This is a genomic window from Enterobacter cloacae complex sp. EB5 (genome assembly GCF_031432835.1).
Lineage (GTDB): Bacteria > Pseudomonadota > Gammaproteobacteria > Enterobacterales > Enterobacteriaceae > Enterobacter > Enterobacter hormaechei_C.
Genome location: NZ_CP133860.1, coordinates 1453690 through 1472125, shown reverse-complemented (window position 1 = coordinate 1472125; position 18436 = coordinate 1453690). Strand labels below are relative to the sequence as shown.

General features: G+C 56.3%; 15 protein-coding genes. 10 read left to right on the top strand and 5 right to left on the bottom strand.

Translation table 11 applies throughout. From position 1 onward, the window contains the following. Window positions 1-9 precede the first annotated feature (9 nt). Window positions 10-396, top strand: a complete 387-nt coding sequence (locus RHN82_RS07020) for a helix-turn-helix domain-containing protein (protein WP_047052609.1) — start codon at window positions 10-12, stop codon at window positions 394-396. Between the two features lie 93 nt (window positions 397-489). Here RHN82_RS07020 and RHN82_RS07015 read toward each other — a convergent pair whose 3' ends face one another. Then, window positions 490-2433 (bottom strand): bifunctional 2',3'-cyclic-nucleotide 2'-phosphodiesterase/3'-nucleotidase, encoded by a 1944-nt coding sequence (locus RHN82_RS07015; RefSeq protein ID WP_047052608.1) that lies wholly within the window; start codon window positions 2431-2433, stop codon window positions 490-492. A gap of 190 nt (window positions 2434-2623) precedes the next feature. On the opposite strand from RHN82_RS07015, the gene cysQ reads away from it, so the two are divergent. After that, complete coding sequence (cysQ, locus tag RHN82_RS07010; RefSeq protein ID WP_015572488.1) at window positions 2624-3364, top strand: 3'(2'),5'-bisphosphate nucleotidase CysQ; 741 nt, start codon at window positions 2624-2626, stop codon at window positions 3362-3364. On the opposite strand, the gene RHN82_RS07005 is transcribed toward cysQ, so the two are convergent. Further along, entirely contained in the window at window positions 3358-3915 is a 558-nt protein-coding gene (locus RHN82_RS07005; protein WP_017383934.1) for a YtfJ family protein, read from the bottom strand. The genes cysQ and RHN82_RS07005 overlap by 7 nt on opposite strands. Window positions 3916-4239: 324 nt before the next feature. On the opposite strand from RHN82_RS07005, the gene RHN82_RS07000 reads away from it, so the two are divergent. Next, window positions 4240-4446, top strand: a complete 207-nt coding sequence (locus RHN82_RS07000; RefSeq protein ID WP_003856054.1) for a DUF1107 domain-containing protein — start codon at window positions 4240-4242, stop codon at window positions 4444-4446. A 74-nt stretch (window positions 4447-4520) separates the two neighbouring features. Here RHN82_RS07000 and RHN82_RS06995 read toward each other — a convergent pair whose 3' ends face one another. Further along, the gene (locus RHN82_RS06995; protein ID WP_006810357.1) at window positions 4521-5858 is read right to left on the bottom strand and encodes a hemolysin family protein; all 1338 of its coding nucleotides are present in this window, start codon (window positions 5856-5858) and stop codon (window positions 4521-4523) included. 211 nt (window positions 5859-6069) lie between these two features. After that, the gene (gene msrA, locus RHN82_RS06990) at window positions 6070-6711 is read right to left on the bottom strand and encodes a peptide-methionine (S)-S-oxide reductase MsrA (RefSeq protein ID WP_047052607.1); all 642 of its coding nucleotides are present in this window, start codon (window positions 6709-6711) and stop codon (window positions 6070-6072) included. A gap of 224 nt (window positions 6712-6935) precedes the next feature. Here msrA and tamA point away from each other — a divergent pair, with 224 nt between their 5' ends. The 3 genes from tamA to RHN82_RS06975 are packed head-to-tail and all read left to right on the top strand — an operon-like array spanning window position 6936 to window position 12789. Beyond that, a complete protein-coding gene (gene tamA / locus RHN82_RS06985; protein WP_047052606.1) occupies window positions 6936-8669 on the top strand; it encodes an autotransporter assembly complex protein TamA in 1734 nt (577 codons plus the stop codon). Continuing rightward, on the top strand, window positions 8666-12442 hold the full coding sequence (gene tamB / locus RHN82_RS06980) for an autotransporter assembly complex protein TamB (RefSeq protein ID WP_047052605.1): 3777 nt from the start codon (window positions 8666-8668) through the stop codon (window positions 12440-12442). Before tamA ends, tamB begins: the two co-directional genes overlap by 4 nt. Window positions 12443-12444: 2 nt before the next feature. Beyond that, a complete protein-coding gene (locus RHN82_RS06975; RefSeq protein WP_017383925.1) occupies window positions 12445-12789 on the top strand; it encodes a gamma-glutamylcyclotransferase in 345 nt (114 codons plus the stop codon). Window positions 12790-12930: 141 nt separating this feature from the next. Here RHN82_RS06975 and ppa read toward each other — a convergent pair whose 3' ends face one another. Then, complete coding sequence (gene ppa, locus RHN82_RS06970) at window positions 12931-13461, bottom strand: inorganic diphosphatase (RefSeq protein WP_006810347.1); 531 nt, start codon at window positions 13459-13461, stop codon at window positions 12931-12933. A gap of 309 nt (window positions 13462-13770) precedes the next feature. On the opposite strand from ppa, the gene ytfQ reads away from it, so the two are divergent. The 4 genes from ytfQ (at window position 13771) to yjfF (ending at window position 18356) form a co-directional block, all read left to right on the top strand. Further along, window positions 13771-14727, top strand: coding sequence for a galactofuranose ABC transporter substrate-binding protein YtfQ (gene ytfQ / locus RHN82_RS06965; RefSeq protein ID WP_017383924.1), 957 nt, complete (start codon window positions 13771-13773; stop codon window positions 14725-14727). 102 nt (window positions 14728-14829) lie between these two features. Next, window positions 14830-16332, top strand: a complete 1503-nt coding sequence (ytfR, locus tag RHN82_RS06960) for a galactofuranose ABC transporter, ATP-binding protein YtfR (protein ID WP_017383923.1) — start codon at window positions 14830-14832, stop codon at window positions 16330-16332. A gap of 10 nt (window positions 16333-16342) precedes the next feature. Beyond that, window positions 16343-17368: a galactofuranose ABC transporter, ATP-binding protein YtfT gene (gene ytfT, locus RHN82_RS06955; RefSeq protein WP_161956914.1), complete on the top strand. Its 1026-nt coding sequence runs from the start codon at window positions 16343-16345 to the stop codon at window positions 17366-17368. Further along, window positions 17355-18356 carry a galactofuranose ABC transporter, permease protein YjfF gene (yjfF, locus tag RHN82_RS06950; RefSeq protein WP_047052603.1) on the top strand — a complete coding sequence of 334 codons (1002 nt, stop codon included), beginning with the start codon at window positions 17355-17357 and terminating at the stop codon, window positions 18354-18356. The genes ytfT and yjfF overlap by 14 nt, the downstream gene beginning before the upstream one ends. The last annotated feature ends 80 nt before the right edge of the window (window positions 18357-18436 follow it).

Sequence of the window (18436 nt, the reverse complement as noted above, 5' to 3'; positions counted from 1 at the left end):
AAGGTAAGTATGAAAACAACAATACCGACGCTCAGCGAGCAAATGCGCGATGGCAACCTCTTTGCGGAACAGTGCCCATCACGGGAGGTGCTCAAACACGTAACCAGCCGCTGGGGCGTGCTGATCCTGGTGGCGTTACGTCAGGGGACGCATCGCTTCAGCGATCTGCGCCGCAAGATGGGCGGCGTCAGCGAGAAGATGCTGGCTCAGTCTTTACAGGCACTGGAGCATGACGGGTTTGTCGATCGCGTGTCGTATCCGGTCGTGCCGCCGCATGTGGAGTATAGCCTGACGCCGATGGGGCAGGAGGTAAGCGAGAAGGTGGCCGCGCTGGCCGACTGGATTGAGGTCAATACGCCGCAGGTGCTGGCAAACCGGGAAGAGCGTGCGGCATGAAATGCCGGGTGGCGCTTGCGCTTACCCGGCCTACGGGATCGAGGATTGCGGGTAGGCCGGGTAAGGCGAAGCCGCCACCCGGCACAATCATCGCTATCTGCTCAAATCCACCTGATAAATCGCAAACCCAATATCATCCGTCGCGACCTTTTTCATCGGATATTGTGCCTTATCCTTGATAAACGCGGCTGCTTTATCGGACGGAGATGTCTCAAAGCGAACATCCAGCTTCGTGTCGCTGTGGATCGGCGCCAGACGCCAGTTGTTATCCACCGCCGGATGAATTTCACCCGCCTTTTTCGACTCCGCGCTGATCCACGCCGCCAGCACCGAACGGTTCTCATCCGGCGAGGCAAAGGCGATGTGGCTGTCACCCGTACCGGCAAACTTGCCGCCATAGGCGCGGTAGTTGTTGGTCACCACCAGGAAAGTGGCATTCGGATCAATCGCTTTGCCGTTGAAGGTCAGGTTTTTGATGCGTTCTGCCTGCGGATTAATGGCCTGACATTCGCCGTCATATTTCGCGGGCTGGGTAACATCAATCTGATATTCCACGCCGTCGATCACGTCGAAGTTGTAGGTGCGGAAACCGTCCCAGTTAATCAGCGACTGCGGTTTGCTGCTGTGCGGATCGATCTGGTTGAACTGTCCGGCAGAGCACTCCAGCCACTCCTTCACCTCTTTCCCGGTGGCTTTCACCACCACGAGGGTGTTGGGATAGAGGTAGAGATCGGCGGCATTACGGAAGGTCAGCTGGCCTTTTTCCACCTCAACGTAGCTGGCGGGATCGTTCTTCCGTCCGCCCACTTTGAATGGCGCCGCGGCAGACAGGACCGGCAGATTTGCCAGATCCGGATCGCCCTGAATATAGTGCTCCGCATAGGCTTTCTGCGCCATGTTGACTACCTGCACGGTCGGGTCATCCTGTACCAGCGCGAGGAAGCTGTACATGTTATCAGCCGATTTACCGATCGGCTTGCTGACAAATTCACGCGTCGCGTCGTGGTCATGCTTCAGGACGTCGACCAGCTTTTTATCTTCCCCTGCCAGAGATTTTTTGGTCGCTGCGTCGTAGATCGGACGCGCTTCCGCTTTCGACTGCGTGACTTTCCAGCTTCCGCTGTCGTTATTCAGCACCAGATCCACCACGCCAAGGTGGTCGCCCCACATGCCCGGCATCACCGATGGCACACCGTTGAGCGTCCCTTTTTCGATGTCCGCGCCTTTGATATCAGCGAAATCTTTGCCCGGGAAGACGGCATGGGCGTGACCAAACAGGATCGCATCCATGCCCGGCACCTGGCTGAGATAGTACACGGAGTTCTCAGCCATCGCCTGATACGGGTCGGCCGAGAGGCCAGAGTGCGCCACGACGACGACCACATCCGCGCCTTTCGCCCGCATCTCCGGCACGTATTTGCGCGCGGTTTCGGTAATGTCGTTGACGGTCACTTTCCCGTCGAGGTTGGCTTTATCCCACGTCATGATCTGCGGCGGCACAAAACCGATATAGCCGATTTTCAGCGTCTGTTTTTTACCGTCCTGGTCGACAACCTCGGTCTCTTTAATCAGATAAGGGGTAAAGAGCGGCTTTTGCGTCTTAACGTCGATGATATTGGCGTTAACGTACGGGAATTTTGCCCCTGCCAGCGCGTCGTGCAGGTATTTCAGACCGTAGTTAAATTCGTGGTTGCCCAGGTTGCCAACCGCATAATCCAGGGTGTTCATCGCTTTATAGACAGGGTGGACCTCGCCTTTTTTCAGCCCCTTCGCCGCCATATAATCGCCGAGCGGACTGCCCTGAATTAAGTCCCCGTTATCGACCAGCACGCTGTTTTTCACTTCACCGCGGGCGGCGTTGATCAAACTTGCCGTGCGCACCAGTCCGAATTTTTCCGTAGGGGTATCTTTGTAGTAATCGAAGTCCATCATATTGCTGTGCAGATCGGTGGTTTCCAGAATACGGAGATCCACCGTCGCTGCCTGAACGCTTGCCGCAATCAGCGTTGCCAGGAGCGTTGCGCTAAACTTAATCATCTGAGGAGTCCTTTTTTCGATCCAAGCCACAAAAGAATATGTATGTAGTATTTGTTGCTTACAGAAGTGTGAATGCTGCCAGAAAAAAGGGCGCTGAAACCAGAATTGCTTCACAGATAGCGGAATTGTTCACATTACGATATAACTAAAACAATAAGTTATGCCCACTGCGTTAACGAAGAGGTGGAGAATGTTAGATAAAATTTGTCAGCTCGCACGGGATGCGGGTGATGCCATTATGCAGGTGTACGACGGTGCGAAACCAATGGATGTTGTCAGCAAAGCGGACGACTCCCCGGTGACGGCGGCGGATATCGCGGCGCATGCGGTGATCCTGAAAGGGTTGCAGGCCCTGACGCCGGATATTCCGGTCCTTTCTGAAGAAGCGCCCCAGAGCTGGGATGAACGTCAGCACTGGCAGCGTTACTGGCTGGTCGACCCGCTGGACGGCACGAAAGAGTTTATCAAGCGTAACGGTGAATTCACCGTCAACATCGCCCTGATTGAAAAAGGAAAAGCGGTGCTTGGCGTGGTTTACGCCCCGGTAATGAAGGTGATGTACAGCGCGGCGGAAGGTAAAGCCTGGAAGGAAGAGTGCGGCGTGCGTAAGCAGATCCAGGTGCGTGATGCCCGTCCTCCGCTGGTGGTGATCAGCCGCTCGCACAGTGACAGCGAGCTGGAGGAGTATCTGCAACAGTTGGGGGAACACCAGACGACGTCGATTGGCTCGTCGCTGAAGTTCTGTCTGGTGGCGGAAGGGCAGGCGCAGTTGTACCCCCGTTTCGGGCCGACGAACGTCTGGGATACGGCGGCAGGGCATGCGGTGGCGGCGGCCGCTGGCGCGCATGTGCATGACTGGCAGGGTAAGCCACTGGACTACACCCCGCGCGAGTCATTCCTGAATCCGGGCTTCCGGGTATCACTTTACTGAGTCAGCAGCTTATGCAGCAGGGCAACCACCTGCTGCACCTCATCCTGCGTCAGCGCGCCGTCTTTAACCCACTGTACGCGACCGTTTTTGTCCAGCACGACAATCGCTGAACTCTCTTCTTCCAGCTGCCACGCCTTACGCGTCACGCCGTTGCTGTCGACAATAAACTGCGACCAGGGATAGAGCTTCTTATTGCTCTCAAGGCTTGAGCGCACAAACATGCCGGAGCCGGGAATCGCGTCGTCGGTGTTCACGATGGTGGTGGTCTGGTAGCGATCGTGCGGGAGTTTTGCGGCCTTGATCGCTTCCACGAGGGTAGCGTTTTTCTCTTTAGCGGATGTACGCCCGGCAATATGTTGTACAACTCTCACTTTGCCCGCAAGCTGCGCGCTATTCCAGGCTTTATAGCTAAACTTATCATTGTCGAGAATCAATTCTCCCCGGTCAGCAATGCCGACCGGCGGGACACGTTGTCCTTTTTCAATGTTGTGTGCGGAAGCCATTAGCGGCAGCAACAGGCAAGCTGCTGCCAGGAGGTTACGTAGGGTCATGGTGTTTCCTTATTGTTAGCAGGTGATCCGACCACTTGGTCATGCGCTTTTAATCATAAGTGCGATCAATAGGCTTTTCCCGCAATCCCGATGCCAGTTTGCGGGCGAACGCACATATCCATGCAAAAACGACGGCATATACTGCGCTGTATCACGCTTTGCAAAGATTATTCTGAATAATTGTAATCAAACGGTAAATAAACTTATGCACACTGGGTAAGTACGAGGTTCTGGTCTATAGTCATTGGGCATCAAAATTTGCGCTCAGGACAGTCGGGCCGATTGTGGCACCGCAAGAGCGTATGATTCGCAGGAGATACAAGAATGAAAATTTTCCAACGCTACAACCCGCTTCAGGTGGCGAAGTACGTGAAGATCCTGTTCCGTGGACGGTTGTACATCAAGGATGTTGGCGCTTTTGAGTTTGATAAGGGCAAAATCCTTATCCCGAAAGTGAAGGACAAACAGCACCTGTCTGTGATGTCCGAAGTCAACCGTCAGGTTATGCGTCTGCAAACTGAGATGGCTTAACCAACGTGCTATGCAGTAGTAGTTAAAAAGACGGCTCCCGATGGGAGCCGTTGATGTTTGTGGGGCGTACAAAATTACGCCGATACCTTCTCTTCCGCATCCGGCAGTTTCGGCACCAGCACGGTCGGTTTGCTATCAATACGCGTTACCAGCAGCTGGTCGATGCGGTAGTTATCAATATCCACCACTTCAAACTTGAAGCCGGAGAACTTCACCGAGTCGGTACGTTTCGGGATCTTACGCAGCATAAACATCATAAAGCCGCCGATGGTCTCGTAGTTACCGGACTGCGGGAACTCGTCGATGTCGAGTACGCGCATGACGTCTTCAATCGGCGTACCGCCATCGATGAGCCATGAGTTCTCATCACGCTGCACAATTTGCTCTTCCAGTCCCTGGCCGACCAGGTCGCCCATCAGCGTCGTCATAACGTCGTTGAGGGTGATAATGCCCACCACCAGCGCGTATTCGTTCATGATCACCGCGAAGTCTTCCCCGGCGGTTTTGAAACTTTCCAGCGCTTCGGAGAGCGTCAGGGTATCTGGCACTATCAGGGTGTTGCGGATCTGCACGCCGCTGTTCAGCGCCAGGCTCTGGTTGGCCAGCACGCGGTTCAGCAGGTCTTTGGAGTCCACGTAGCCGATGATATGGTCGATATCTTCGTTACAGACCAGAAACTTGGAGTGCGGGTGCTGCGCCACTTTGGTCTTCAGGCTCTGCTCGTCTTCATGCAGATCGAACCAGATGATGTTTTCACGGCCGGTCATGGAGGACGGCACGGTACGGGATTCCAGTTCGAAAACGTTCTCAATCAGCTCGTGCTCTTGCTTACGCAGTACGCCTGCCAGCGCCCCGGCTTCCACCACGGCATAAATGTCATCGGAGGTGATGTCGTCTTTACGCACCATCGGCAGCTTGAAGATGCGGAAAATGACGTTCGCCAGGCCGTTAAAGAACCACACCAGCGGACGGAAGACGTACAGGCAGAAGCGCATCGGGTTGATGATACGCAAAGCCACAGCTTCTGGCGCAATCATACCGATGCGTTTCGGGGTCAGGTCCGCGAATAAAATGAACAAGCCGGTGACCAGGGAGAAGGAAAGGATGAAGCTCAGCTGCTCGGCCAGCTCTACGGACATGTACTTAACAAAGAGGCTATAAAACGCCGGAGAAAACGCTGCATCGCCCACGATACCGCCAAGAATGGCGACCGCGTTCAGGCCAATCTGCACCACGGTAAAGAACATGCCGGGGTTTTCCTGCATTTTCAGAATGCGTGATGCGTTGATGTTGCCCTCGTCGGCAAGCAGCTTCAGTTTGATTTTACGGGAGGCAGCCAGCGAGATCTCCGATATCGAGAAAAATGCACTGACGGCAATAAGACAAAGTATTACTAAAATACTGTTTAACATAGTTTATCCGGCTTCTCGCCAGATCCTCAGAAGGGGAGTTGATACCATTCGTGTGAAGACACATTGAACTCAGCTCGTAGCGTTGAGCCGATTATTTCAGCGGTAGTATAGCGTAAAGACGTGTAAACCTGCCAGAGGTCACGTTTTCGGCAAAAAGTGGCCGGAGGGAGAGGCTGCGCGCCACGCGGTTCGCGTGGCGCTGATGCAGTAATCAGTCCTGCTGTGGAGGCAGACAAACGCCGATGCCGCCAATGCCGCAGTAGCCATACGGATTTTTATGCAGGTACTGCTGGTGGTCGTCTTCGGCATAGTAGAACGGTTTCGCGGTCGCGATTTCCGTCGTGACCTGACGTTTATCACCGGCCGCATGCATCGCTTCCTGGAAACGCGTCAGGCTGGCGTGGGCGGCGGCCTCCTGCTCTGGGGTGAGCGGATAGATGGCCGAACGGTATTGAGTGCCGTGATCGTTACCCTGACGCATGCCCTGCGCCGGGTCATGGTTTTCCCAGAACACCTGGAGCAGTTGTTCATAGCTAATGACGCTCGGGTCATACACCACACGCACCGCTTCAGCATGCCCGGTCTCACCGGAACAGACTTCGCGGTAGGTTGGGTTAGGCGTATATCCTCCGGTGTAGCCCGCAGCGGTGCTGTACACGCCCGGCAGCTGCCAGAACAGGCGTTCTACGCCCCAGAAGCAGCCCATGGCAAACAGGGCGATCTCCATTCCATCAGGAACGTTTGTCATTGAATGGTTGTTTACGGCGTGTAATGTCGCCACTGGCATAGGGGTGTTGCGTCCCGGTAACGCATCGGCTTGTGATACCAGATGCTTTTTATCAAATAAACTCACGGTGGGGCCTCCGGGGTAGCGTTGTTTCGGTTAAGGTTGTCACGAAGCGTTTAATTGAACACAATAAATGCGATGAATGAGTCTAGATTTAATCATAAGAAATATTTGGGTGTTACACCCTTTTTCAACCCGTAATTTGGGTTTTTGGCTTTCAGGCCGTATTTTGCCGCGGAGCGGCACTGCATTTGCTTCCAGGGTGGAAACAGGGATATTCAGGAGAAAACGTGACAAAGATCCGCCAGTTATGTTTAGTCAGTTTAATGCTGACCAGCGGGATTGCCAGCGCGGCGAATGTCCGTTTGCAGGTTGAGGGGTTATCCGGGGCGCTGGAAAAAAACGTGCGTGCGCAGCTTTCTACCATCCAGAGCGATGAGGTCACGCCGGATCGGCGTTTTCGCGCGCGCGTGGATGACGCCATCCGCGAAGGCTTAAAGGCGTTGGGGTACTACGAACCCACCATCGATTTCGATTTACGCCCGCCGCCGGCGAAAGGACGCCAGGTGTTGATTGCCCGCGTCTCGCCGGGCGAACCCGTCCTGATTGGCGGCACGAACGTGGTGCTGCGCGGCGGTGCGCGCACGGATCGTGACTACCTGGATCTACTCAGCACCCGCCCGAAAGTGGGCACCGTGCTCAATCACGGGGATTACGATCGTTTTAAAAAATCCTTAACCAGCGTTTCGCTGCGCAAAGGCTACTTCGACAGCCAGTTCAACAAAAGCCAGCTTGGCGTTGCGCTTGAGCGACGTCAGGCATTCTGGGATATCGATTACGACAGCGGCGAGCGCTACCGGTTTGGCGATGTGACCTTCGAAGGATCGCAAATCCGTGACGAGTATCTGCAAAATCTGGTGCCGTTTAAAAAGGGCGACTACTACCAGTCCAGCGACCTGGGCGAGCTGAACCGTCGTTTGTCCGCGACGGGCTGGTTTAACTCCGTGGTGGTAGCGCCGGAATTTGATAAATCCCGTAAAACGAAAGTGTTACCGCTGCATGGCGTGGTCTCTCCGCGCACCGAGAACACCATTGAGACCGGTGTTGGCTACTCCACGGACGTCGGCCCGCGCGTGAAAGCCTCATGGAAAAAACCGTGGATGAACTCCTACGGCCACAGCCTGACCACCAGCGTCAGCCTGTCTGCACCTGAACAGCAGCTGGACTTCAGCTATAAAATGCCGCTGCTGAAAAATCCGCTTGAGCAATACTACCTCGTGCAGGGCGGCTTTAAGCGTACCGATTTGAACGATACCGAGCAGGACTCGACGACGCTTGCGGTATCACGCTTCTGGGATCTCTCCAGCGGCTGGCAGCGCGCCATTAACCTGCGCTGGAGCCTCGACCACTTTACCCAGGCAAACGTCACCAACACCACCATGCTGCTTTATCCGGGCGTGATGATCAGCCGTACCCGCTCGCGCGGTGGCCTGATGCCGACCTGGGGCGATTCTCAGCGCTACTCCATCGATTACTCCAACACCGCCTGGGGCTCCGACGTAGACTTCTCCGTCTTTCAGGCGCAAAACGTCTGGATCCGCACGCTGTACGACAAACACCGCTTTGTGATGCGCGGTAACCTCGGCTGGATTGAGACGGGTGATTTCGAACGCGTTCCGCCGGATCTGCGCTTCTTCGCCGGGGGCGACCGCAGCATCCGCGGGTATAAGTACAAATCGATCTCACCTGAAAACGACAAAGGCCAGTTGACCGGGGCGTCAAAACTGGCGACCGGCTCGCTGGAGTACCAGTACAACGTCAGCGGCAAATGGTGGGGCGCGATGTTCGTTGACGGCGGTGAAGCGGTGAACGATATCCGCCGCAGCGATTTCAAAACCGGCGCGGGTGTGGGCGTGCGCTGGCAGTCACCGGTCGGGCCAATCAAGCTCGATTTCGCCGTTCCGGTGGGCGACAAAGATGAACACGGTTTACAGTTTTACATCGGTCTGGGGCCTGAATTATGAGTTTATGGAAGAAGATAAGCCTCGGGGTGCTGATTTTTATCGTATTACTGCTCGGTACGGTGGCGTTTCTGGTGGGCACCACCACGGGCCTGCATCTGCTGTTTAACGCCGCGAACCGCTGGGTGCCAGGGCTGGAAATCGGCCAGGTAACGGGCGGCTGGCGCGATCTGCGCCTGAAAAATATCCGTTACGAACAGCCCGGCGTGGCGGTGAACGCGGGCGAGTTTCATCTGGCGGTCAAGCTCGGCTGCCTGCGTGACAGCCAGCTATGTGTAAACGATCTGTCGCTAAAAGACGTTAACGTGGCGATAGATTCCAAAAAAATGCCGAAGTCCGAGCCTGTCGAAGAAGAGGACAGCGGCCCGCTGAATCTCTCCACGCCGTACCCGATTGCGCTCTACCGGGTCGCGCTGGATAACGTCAATATCAAAATCGACGACACGACGGTATCCGTGATGGATTTCACCTCCGGTCTGCGCTGGCAGGAGAAAAACCTCACCCTGACCCCAACCTCCCTGCAAGGGCTGCTGATTGCGCTGCCGAAGGTGGCCGACGTGGCGCAGGAAGAGATCGTCGAGCCGAAGATCCAGAACCCGCAGCCGGAAGAAAAACCGCTGGGCGAAACGCTGAAAGATCTCTTCTCGAAACCAGTTCTGCCGGAGATGACCGACGTGCATCTGCCGCTGAACCTCAATATCGAAGAGTTTAAAGGCGAGCAGTTGCGTCTGACCGGCGATACCGATCTGACGGTCTTCAACATGCTGCTTAAAGTCAGCAGTATCGACGGCAACATGAAGCTCGACGCGCTGGATATTGATACTAACCAGGGGTCGGTCAACGCCTCAGGCAATGCGCTGCTGCGCGACAACTGGCCGGTAGACATTACGCTGAACAGCGCCCTGAACATCGATCCGCTGAAAGGCGAAAAGGTGAAGGTGAAAGTCGGCGGCGCGCTGCGCGAGAAGCTGGAGTTCGGCGTGAACCTCTCCGGACCGGTGGATATGGTGCTGCGCGGGCAAACCCAGCTGGCAGAGGCCGGTTTACCGCTCAACCTTGAGGTGGTCAGCAAGCAGCTTTACTGGCCGTTCACCGGCGAAAAACAGTTCCAGGCTGACGATCTGAAGCTGAAGCTAAGTGGCAAAATGACCGACTACACGCTGTCGTTCCGCACGGCAGTGAAGGGGCAGGGGGTACCGCCCGCCGATATCACCCTGGATGCGAAGGGTAACGAGTTGCAGGTTAACCTCGACAAGCTGACCGTGGCGGCGCTGGAAGGAAAAACCGAGCTGACCGCGCTGCTCGACTGGCAGCAGGCGATCAGCTGGCGCGGCGAGCTGAAGCTGACCGGGATCAACACCGCTAAAGAGGTCCCGGACTGGCCGTCAAAACTGGATGGCCTGATCAAAACCCGCGGTAGCCTGTACGGTGGAACCTGGCAGATGGACGTGCCGGAACTCAAGCTCACCGGCAACGTGAAGCAGAACAAAGTCAACGTCGAGGGCTCGCTTAAGGGCAACAGCTATCTCCAGTGGGTGATCCCGGGCCTGCACGTGGCGCTGGGTCGCAACACGGCGGATATTAAAGGCGAGCTGGGCGTGAAAGACCTCAATCTGGATGCCACCATCGACGCGCCAAATCTTGATAACGCCCTGCCGGGTCTTGGCGGCACGGCGAAGGGGTTAGTGAAGGTTCGCGGTACGGTGGAGGCGCCGCAGCTGCTGGCGGACATCACCGCCAATAACCTGCGCTGGCAGGAACTTTCTATTGCCCGCGTACGCGTCGAGGGGGACGTGAAATCCACCGATCAGATCGGCGGAAACCTGGATCTGCGCGTGGAGCGTATCTCTCAGCCGGACGTGAACATCAGTCTGGTCACGCTGGCGGCAAAAGGTAACGAAAAGCAGCACGATCTCCAGCTACGGGTACAGGGCGAGCCGGTCTCCGGGCAGCTGCACCTGACGGGCAGTTTTGACCGCCAGGCGACGCGCTGGAAAGGCGTGCTGGATAACACCCGCTTCAGCACGCCGGTCGGCCCGCTGGTGCTGTCGCGGTCTGTTGCGCTGGATTACCGCAACGCGGAGCAAAAGATCAGCATTGGGCCACACTGCTGGACCAACCCGAATGCTGAGCTGTGCGTGCCGCAGACCATTGATGCGGGCGCGGAAGGACGCGCGCAGATCAACCTCAACCGTTTCGACCTGGCGATGCTGAAACCGTTTATGCCGGAAACCACCCAGGCCAGCGGGGTCTTCAGCGGTAAAGCGGACGTCGCGTGGGACACCACCAAAGAGGGACTGCCGCAGGGCAGCGTTACCCTCTCCGGGCGTAACGTGAAGGTGACGCAGGAGGTCAATGACGCGCCGCTGCCGGTGGCGTTCGACACCCTGAATGTGAACGCTGACCTGCGTAACAATCGTGCGGAACTGGGATGGCTAATCCGCCTGACCAACAACGGTCAGTTTGACGGACAGGTGCAAATTACCGATCCGCAAGGGCGGCGCAATCTCGGCGGCAACGTCAATATTCGCAACTTCAACCTGGCGATGGTGAATCCGATCTTCTCGCGGGGAGAAAAGGCCGCGGGGATGCTCAGCGCCAACCTGCGTCTGGCGGGGGATGCGCAAAGCCCGCAGCTGTTTGGCCAGATGCGGTTAAACGGCGTGGACATTGACGGTAACTTTATGCCGTTCGATATGCAGCCAAGCCAGCTGGCGATGAACTTTAACGGCCAAAGCTCAACCCTCAGTGGCTCAGTGCTGACGCAGCAGGGACAAATCAACCTGAGCGGTGACGCAGACTGGAGCCAGCTCGACAACTGGCGCGCCCGTATTGCGGCCAAAGGCAGCAGGGTGCGTATCACGGTACCGCCGATGGTGCGCCTGGACGTGTCGCCAGACGTGGTCTTTGAGGCAACGCCGAGTCTCTTCACCCTGGACGGCCGTGTTGACGTACCTTGGGCGCGCATCGTGGTTCACGAGGTGCCGGAAAGCGCGGTTGGCGTCTCCAGTGATGAAGTTATGCTCAATGAAAATCTGAAACCTGTTGAACAGAAGAGCGCTGGCATACCGATCAATAGTAATCTTATCGTGCACGTGGGGAATAACGTGCGTTTGGACGCGTTTGGGCTGAAGGCGAGACTCACGGGTGACCTGAAAGTGGCGCAGGATCAACAGGGGCTTGGCCTCAATGGACAAATCAATATTCCTGAAGGGCGCTTCCATGCCTACGGTCAGGATTTGATTGTGCGTAAAGGCGAGCTGCTGTTCTCCGGTCCACCGGATCAGCCGGTACTCAATATCGAAGCGATCCGTAACCCGGAAGCCACCGAAGATGATGTGATTGCGGGAGTGCGCGTGACGGGCTCCGCCGATGAACCTAAGGCAGAGATCTTCTCTGACCCGGCCATGTCGCAACAGGAAGCGCTCTCTTACCTCTTGCGCGGCCAGGGTCTGGATAGCCAACAGGGCGATGGTGCGGCAATGACATCAATGTTAGTCGGTCTGGGGGTTGCACAAAGTGGTCAGGTTGTGGGTAAAATCGGCGAGACGTTTGGCGTAAGCAATCTGGCGCTGGACACTCAGGGCGTGGGTGACTCTTCGCAGGTAGTGGTCAGCGGCTATGTAATGCCGGGTCTACAGGTAAAATATGGCGTGGGGATCTTTGACTCACTGGCTACACTCACGTTACGTTATCGCCTGATGCCTAAGCTATATCTGGAAGCAGTGTCCGGCGTAGACCAGGCACTTGATCTGCTCTATCAGTTTGAGTTTTAGCAATGCGAATATTTGTTTACGGCAGTTTACGAACCAGGCAAGGCAACAGCCACTGGATGACCAACGCCCAGTTGCTGGGAAATTACACAATCGAAAACTACCAGTTGTACAGTCTGGGCCACTATCCAGGCGCGGTTCCGGGGAACGGAACGGTACAGGGTGAGGTTTATCGTATTGATAATGCTACGCTGGCCGAACTTGATGCCTTGCGCACCAGGGGCGGTGAATACGCTCGCCAGTTGATCCAGACGCCTTACGGCAGTGCATGGATGTACGTGTACCAACGTTCGGTTGACGGGTTAACGTTGATTGAAAGCGGTAACTGGTTAGACAGAGACCAGTTCTGAAAAACGACAACGCCACCGTAAGGTGGCGTTGTCGTTTTGCGCCTCTTGCTGATTGTAGGCCCGTGCAAGCGTAGCGCCGCCGGGGGCATCGACAGGCACAAAAAAGCCCCGACGCGCGGGGCTTAGTCTCAGCAGTAAGAATTACTTCTTAGCCGCACGCTCGAAAGAGGCGATGATTTCTGCTTTCGCCGCTTCTGCGTTATCCCAGCCTTCAACTTTAACCCATTTGCCTTTTTCGAGATCTTTGTAGTGCTCGAAGAAGTGGGCGATCTGCGCTTTCAGCAGCTCTGGCAGGTCGTTCACATCTTTAATGTGATCGTACTCTTTGCTCAGCTTGGTGTGCGGTACGGCAACCAGTTTCGCATCTTCACCCGCTTCGTCAGTCATTTTCAGCACGCCAACAGGACGGCAGCGAATGACGGAGCCTGGCTGCAATGGGTATGGCGTTGGGACCAGTACGTCAACCGGGTCACCGTCCAGAGACAGAGTGTGGTTGATGTAGCCGTAGTTGCACGGATAGAACATGGCGGTAGACATGAAACGGTCAACGAACAGCGCACCGGTGTCTTTGTCGATTTCGTATTTGATTGGATCTGCGTTGGCCGGGATTTCGATCACAACGTAGATGTCTTCTGGCAGTTCTTTACCCGCAGGGACGTTGAGTAAGCTCATGTCGGTGTCCTTTAAAATGGATGGTAAACAAGTGGCAGGTATTATAGCCAACTGGCGCTGAAAGTCTCCGCCTGTTTTCGTCTTCTCTCCCTCGCGCCTTCACTTTTCAGACCGTTTCCATGACAGGATAATCCATAAACTCAGCCGCATTTTAAATGTTGAAATGAAAGCGATTACAAACTTGTGATTAACGTTTTATTCACTTTTCTGAAGTGTGATGTAACGCAATCCGTAACATATTCGATTGGCTATAGTTCATCCGCGGAACATCTTTTAACCAACAATAACCTACCCTACGAGGACGTTCATATGTGGAAGCGCTTACTTCTTGTTACAGCAGTTTCGGCAGCCATGTCGTCTATGGCGATGGCCGCACCTTTAACCGTTGGATTTTCGCAGGTCGGATCTGAATCCGGCTGGCGCGCCGCTGAAACGAATGTGGCGAAAAGTGAGGCTGAAAAGCGCGGTATTACGCTGAAAATCGCCGATGGTCAGCAAAAGCAAGAGAACCAGATTAAAGCGGTGCGCTCGTTTATCGCTCAGGGCGTGGATGCCATCTTTATTGCCCCGGTTGTCGCCACGGGCTGGGAGCCGGTGCTGAAGGAAGCCAAAGATGCTGAAATTCCGGTCTTCCTGCTCGACCGTTCCATCGACGTAAAAGACAAATCTCTCTATATGACCACCGTCACCGCCGATAACGTGCTGGAAGGCAAACTGATTGGTGACTGGCTGGTGAAGCAGGTGGATGGCAAGCCGTGTAACGTGGTTGAGTTGCAGGGCACCGTCGGGGCGAGCGTGGCTATCGACCGTAAAAAAGGTTTCGCGGAGGCCATCGCCAAAGCACCAAACATTAAGATTATCCGTTCTCAGTCCGGCGACTTCACCCGCAGCAAGGGTAAAGAGGTCATGGAAAGCTTCATCAAGGCTGAAAATAACGGCAAAAATATCTGCATGGTTTATGCCCACAACGACGACATGGTGATCGGTGCCATCCAGGCCATCAAAGAAGCGGGCCTGAAGCCGGGCAAAGATATCCTCACCGGCTCGATCGACGGCGTACCGGACATCTACAAAGCGATGATTGACGGCGAAGCGAACGCCAGCGTGGAGCTGACGCCAAATATGGCGGGCCCGGCATTCGATGCGCTGGAGAAATTCAAGAAAGACGGCACCCAGCCTGAGAAGTTGACCATCACCAAATCCACGCTCTACCTGCCGGACACGGCGAAAGAAGAGTTAGAGAAGAAGAAAAATATGGGCTACTGATCCAGTGAAATTGCCGGGTGGCGCTGCGCTTACCCGGCCTACGATACGCTCTTTTGTAGGCCGGATAAGCGTAGCGTCATCCGGCCTGATGCAGGGGGAACCATGACCACCGAACAACACCAGGAAATCCTCCGCACAGAGGGCCTGAGTAAATTTTTCCCTGGCGTTAAGGCGCTGGATAACGTTGATTTCAGCCTGCGGCGTGGGGAGATCATGGCGTTGCTCGGCGAAAACGGGGCGGGGAAGTCGACGCTGATTAAAACCCTGACCGGGGTCTATCACGCCGATCGCGGCGCTATCTGGCTGGAAGGTAACGCCATTTCGCCCAAAAACACCGCGCATGCGCAGCAACTGGGGATCGGCACGGTCTACCAGGAAGTGAACCTGCTGCCAAACATGTCGGTAGCGGATAACCTGTTTATAGGCCGCGAACCCAGACGTTTTGGCCTGCTGCGCCGCAAAGAGATGGAAGCGCGCGCCGCGAAGCTGATGGAATCGTATGGCTTCTCTCTCGACGTGCGCGAACCGCTGAACCGTTTTTCCGTGGCGATGCAGCAGATCGTGGCGATCTGTCGCGCTATCGATCTCTCGGCGAAAGTGCTGATCCTCGATGAACCCACCGCCAGCCTCGATACCCAGGAAGTGGAGATGCTTTTTACCCTGATGCGCCAGCTGCGTAATCAGGGCGTTAGCCTGATTTTCGTGACGCATTTCCTCGATCAGGTTTACGAGGTGAGCGACCGTATTACGGTGCTGCGCAACGGCAGCTTTGTCGGCTGCCGGGAAACCCGCGAGCTGCCGCAGATAGAGCTGGTCAAAATGATGCTGGGCCGCGAGCTGGAGACCAACGCGCTTCAGCGCGCGGGCCGTACGCTGCTGAGCGAAAAACCGATCGCCGCGTTTCACGATTACGGCAGAAAAGGGACCATCGCGCCGTTTAACCTCGAGGTACGGCCCGGTGAAATTGTGGGTCTGGCGGGGCTGTTAGGCTCCGGGCGCACCGAAACCGCCGAAGTTATCTTCGGGATCAAACCTGCCGACAGCGGAACGGCGCTGATCAAAGGCAAACCACAAACGCTACGTTCACCGCATCAGGCGTCGTGCCTCGGCGTGGGCTTCTGTCCGGAGGACAGGAAAACGGACGGGATTATTGCCGCCGCCTCGGTGCGGGAAAACATCATTCTGGCGCTACAGGCCCAGCGCGGCTGGCTGCGTCCGATCCCTAAGCGCGAGCAGAATGCGATTGCCGAGCGCTTCATCCGCCAGCTCGGTATCCGTACCCCGAGCGCGGAACAGCCCATCGAGTTTCTCTCGGGCGGTAATCAGCAGAAGGTGTTGCTCTCTCGCTGGCTGCTGACTAAACCGCAGTTCCTGATCCTCGACGAGCCCACGCGCGGTATCGACGTGGGCGCGCACGCCGAAATCATCCGGCTTATCGAAACGCTGTGCGCCGACGGTCTGGCGCTGCTGGTGATCTCGTCTGAGCTGGAGGAGCTGGTCGGCTATGCCGATCGCGTCATCATCATGCGCGATCGCAGGCAGGTGGCAGAGATCCCGCTGGATAAACTGTCGGTTCCGGCGATCATGAATGCCATCGCGGCGTAAGGAGTCAAATGTGATGTCCCGTTCTCTTTCGCAAACTGGCGAAGCGAAGCGCCGCTTCAGCTGGCCGACCGGCACGCCGCAAATCGTGGCGCTGCTGCTGGTGCTGCTGGTGGATAGCCTGGTGGCTCCGCATTTCTTTCAGATTGTCGTGCAGGATGGCCGCCTGTTTGGTAGCCCAATCGACATCTTAAACCGTGCCGCGCCCGTGGCGTTGCTGGCGATTGGTATGACGCTGGTCATTGCCACCGGCGGGATCGACCTCTCCGTCGGTGCGGTAATGGCGATTGCGGGCGCCACCGCCGCCTCGATGACCGTCGCCGGGCACAGCCTGCCGGTGGTTCTGCTGGCCGCGCTGGGCTCCGGTGTATTAGCCGGGCTATGGAACGGCATTCTGGTCGCGGTGCTCAAGATCCAGCCGTTTGTCGCAACGTTGATTTTGATGGTGGCCGGGCGCGGTGTGGCGCAACTTATCACCTCCGGTCAAATCGTCACCTTTAACTCCCCGAGCCTGGCGTGGATCGGCAGCGGTAATTTTCTGTTCTTCCCGACGCCAGTGATCGTCGCGCTGGTAACGCTGGTGGTGTTCTGGCTTTTCACCCGCAAAACGGCGCTCGGGATGTTCATCGAAGCGGTGGGGATTAACATTCGGGCCGCGAAAAACGCCGGGGTAAATACGCGGCTGATGGTGATGCTGACTTACGTGCTGAGCGGCGTCTGTGCTGCGATTGCCGGGGTGATCGTGGCCGCTGATATTCGCGGTGCGGATGCCAATAACGCCGGACTCTGGCTCGAGCTGGATGCGATCCTTGCGGTGGTTATCGGCGGTGGGTCGCTGATGGGCGGACGTTTTAATCTGCTGCTCTCGGTGGTGGGGGCGTTGATTATTCAGGGTATGAATACCGGTATTTTGCTCTCCGGGTTCCAGCCGGAGCTGAATCAGGTCGTCAAAGCGGTCGTGGTGCTTATCGTGCTTATCGTGCAGTCGCCGCGCTTTATCACTCTCATTAAGGGGTTCCGCGGTCATGATAAAACGTAATTTGCCGTTAATGATCACGCTGGGTGTGTTCGTGCTGGGGTACCTCTATTGCCTGACCCAGTTCCCGGGCTTCGCCTCCACGCGGGTGATTTGCAACATCCTGACCGACAACGCCTTTTTAGGCATTATCGCCGTCGGCATGACGTTTGTGATCCTCTCCGGCGGGATCGATCTCTCCGTTGGGTCGGTGATCGCCTTTACCGGCGTGTTCCTTGCCAAGGCGATTGGCTTCTGGGGGATTTCGCCGCTGCTGGCTTTTCCGCTGATGCTGGTCATGGGCTGCGCGTTCGGCGCCTTTATGGGGCTTTTGATCGATGCGCTGAAAATTCCGGCCTTTATCATCACCCTCGCCGGGATGTTCTTCCTGCGCGGCGTGAGCTATCTGGTGTCGGAGGAGTCAATTCCAATTAACCATCCGATCTACGACACGCTCTCCAGTCTGGCGTGGAAAATCCCCGGCGGGGGGCGCCTGAGCGCAATGGGGCTGCTGATGCTGGGCGTGGTGGTGATCGGGATCTTCCTCGCCCACCGTACCCGATTTGGTAACCAGGTTTATGCCATTGGCGGCAGCGCCACGTCCGCGAACCTGATGGGAATTTCCACGCGTAGCACGACTATTCGCATCTACATGCTTTCGACCGGGCTGGCCACCCTCGCGGGGATTGTCTTCTCGGTTTATACCCAGGCAGGCTATGCCCTGGCGGGGGTGGGCGTTGAGCTGGACGCCATTGCCTCGGTGGTGATTGGCGGTACGCTGCTCAGTGGCGGGGTGGGGACGGTGCTCGGCACGCTGTTTGGCGTGGCGATCCAGGGGCTGATTCAGACCTATATCAACTTCGATGGCACGCTCAGCTCCTGGTGGACCAAAATCGCCATCGGCATTCTGCTGTTTATTTTCATCGCGCTCCAGCGCGGCCTGACGGTGCTGTGGGAGAACCGCCAGAGCTCGCCTGTTACCCGGGTGAATACCTCTGTAACAGGACGATAACATGCTGAAATTGCTTAAACTCTAAACATTTTCCGGTAGCGGCCGATACTCTTTTTTTATGCCCAGAAATATCTCGCTAC

Coding starts and splice junctions, on each gene's coding strand:
- RHN82_RS07020 (WP_047052609.1), top strand. CDS start 10: ATGAAAACAACAATACCGACGCTCAGCGAGCAAATGCGCGATGGCAAC.
- RHN82_RS07015 (WP_047052608.1), bottom strand. CDS start 2,433: ATGATTAAGTTTAGCGCAACGCTCCTGGCAACGCTGATTGCGGCAAGC.
- cysQ (WP_015572488.1), top strand. CDS start 2,624: ATGTTAGATAAAATTTGTCAGCTCGCACGGGATGCGGGTGATGCCATT.
- RHN82_RS07005 (WP_017383934.1), bottom strand. CDS start 3,915: ATGACCCTACGTAACCTCCTGGCAGCAGCTTGCCTGTTGCTGCCGCTA.
- RHN82_RS07000 (WP_003856054.1), top strand. CDS start 4,240: ATGAAAATTTTCCAACGCTACAACCCGCTTCAGGTGGCGAAGTACGTG.
- RHN82_RS06995 (WP_006810357.1), bottom strand. CDS start 5,858: ATGTTAAACAGTATTTTAGTAATACTTTGTCTTATTGCCGTCAGTGCA.
- tamB (WP_047052605.1), top strand. CDS start 8,666: ATGAGTTTATGGAAGAAGATAAGCCTCGGGGTGCTGATTTTTATCGTA.
- RHN82_RS06975 (WP_017383925.1), top strand. CDS start 12,445: ATGCGAATATTTGTTTACGGCAGTTTACGAACCAGGCAAGGCAACAGC.
- ppa (WP_006810347.1), bottom strand. CDS start 13,461: ATGAGCTTACTCAACGTCCCTGCGGGTAAAGAACTGCCAGAAGACATC.
- ytfQ (WP_017383924.1), top strand. CDS start 13,771: ATGTGGAAGCGCTTACTTCTTGTTACAGCAGTTTCGGCAGCCATGTCG.
- ytfR (WP_017383923.1), top strand. CDS start 14,830: ATGACCACCGAACAACACCAGGAAATCCTCCGCACAGAGGGCCTGAGT.
- yjfF (WP_047052603.1), top strand. CDS start 17,355: ATGATAAAACGTAATTTGCCGTTAATGATCACGCTGGGTGTGTTCGTG.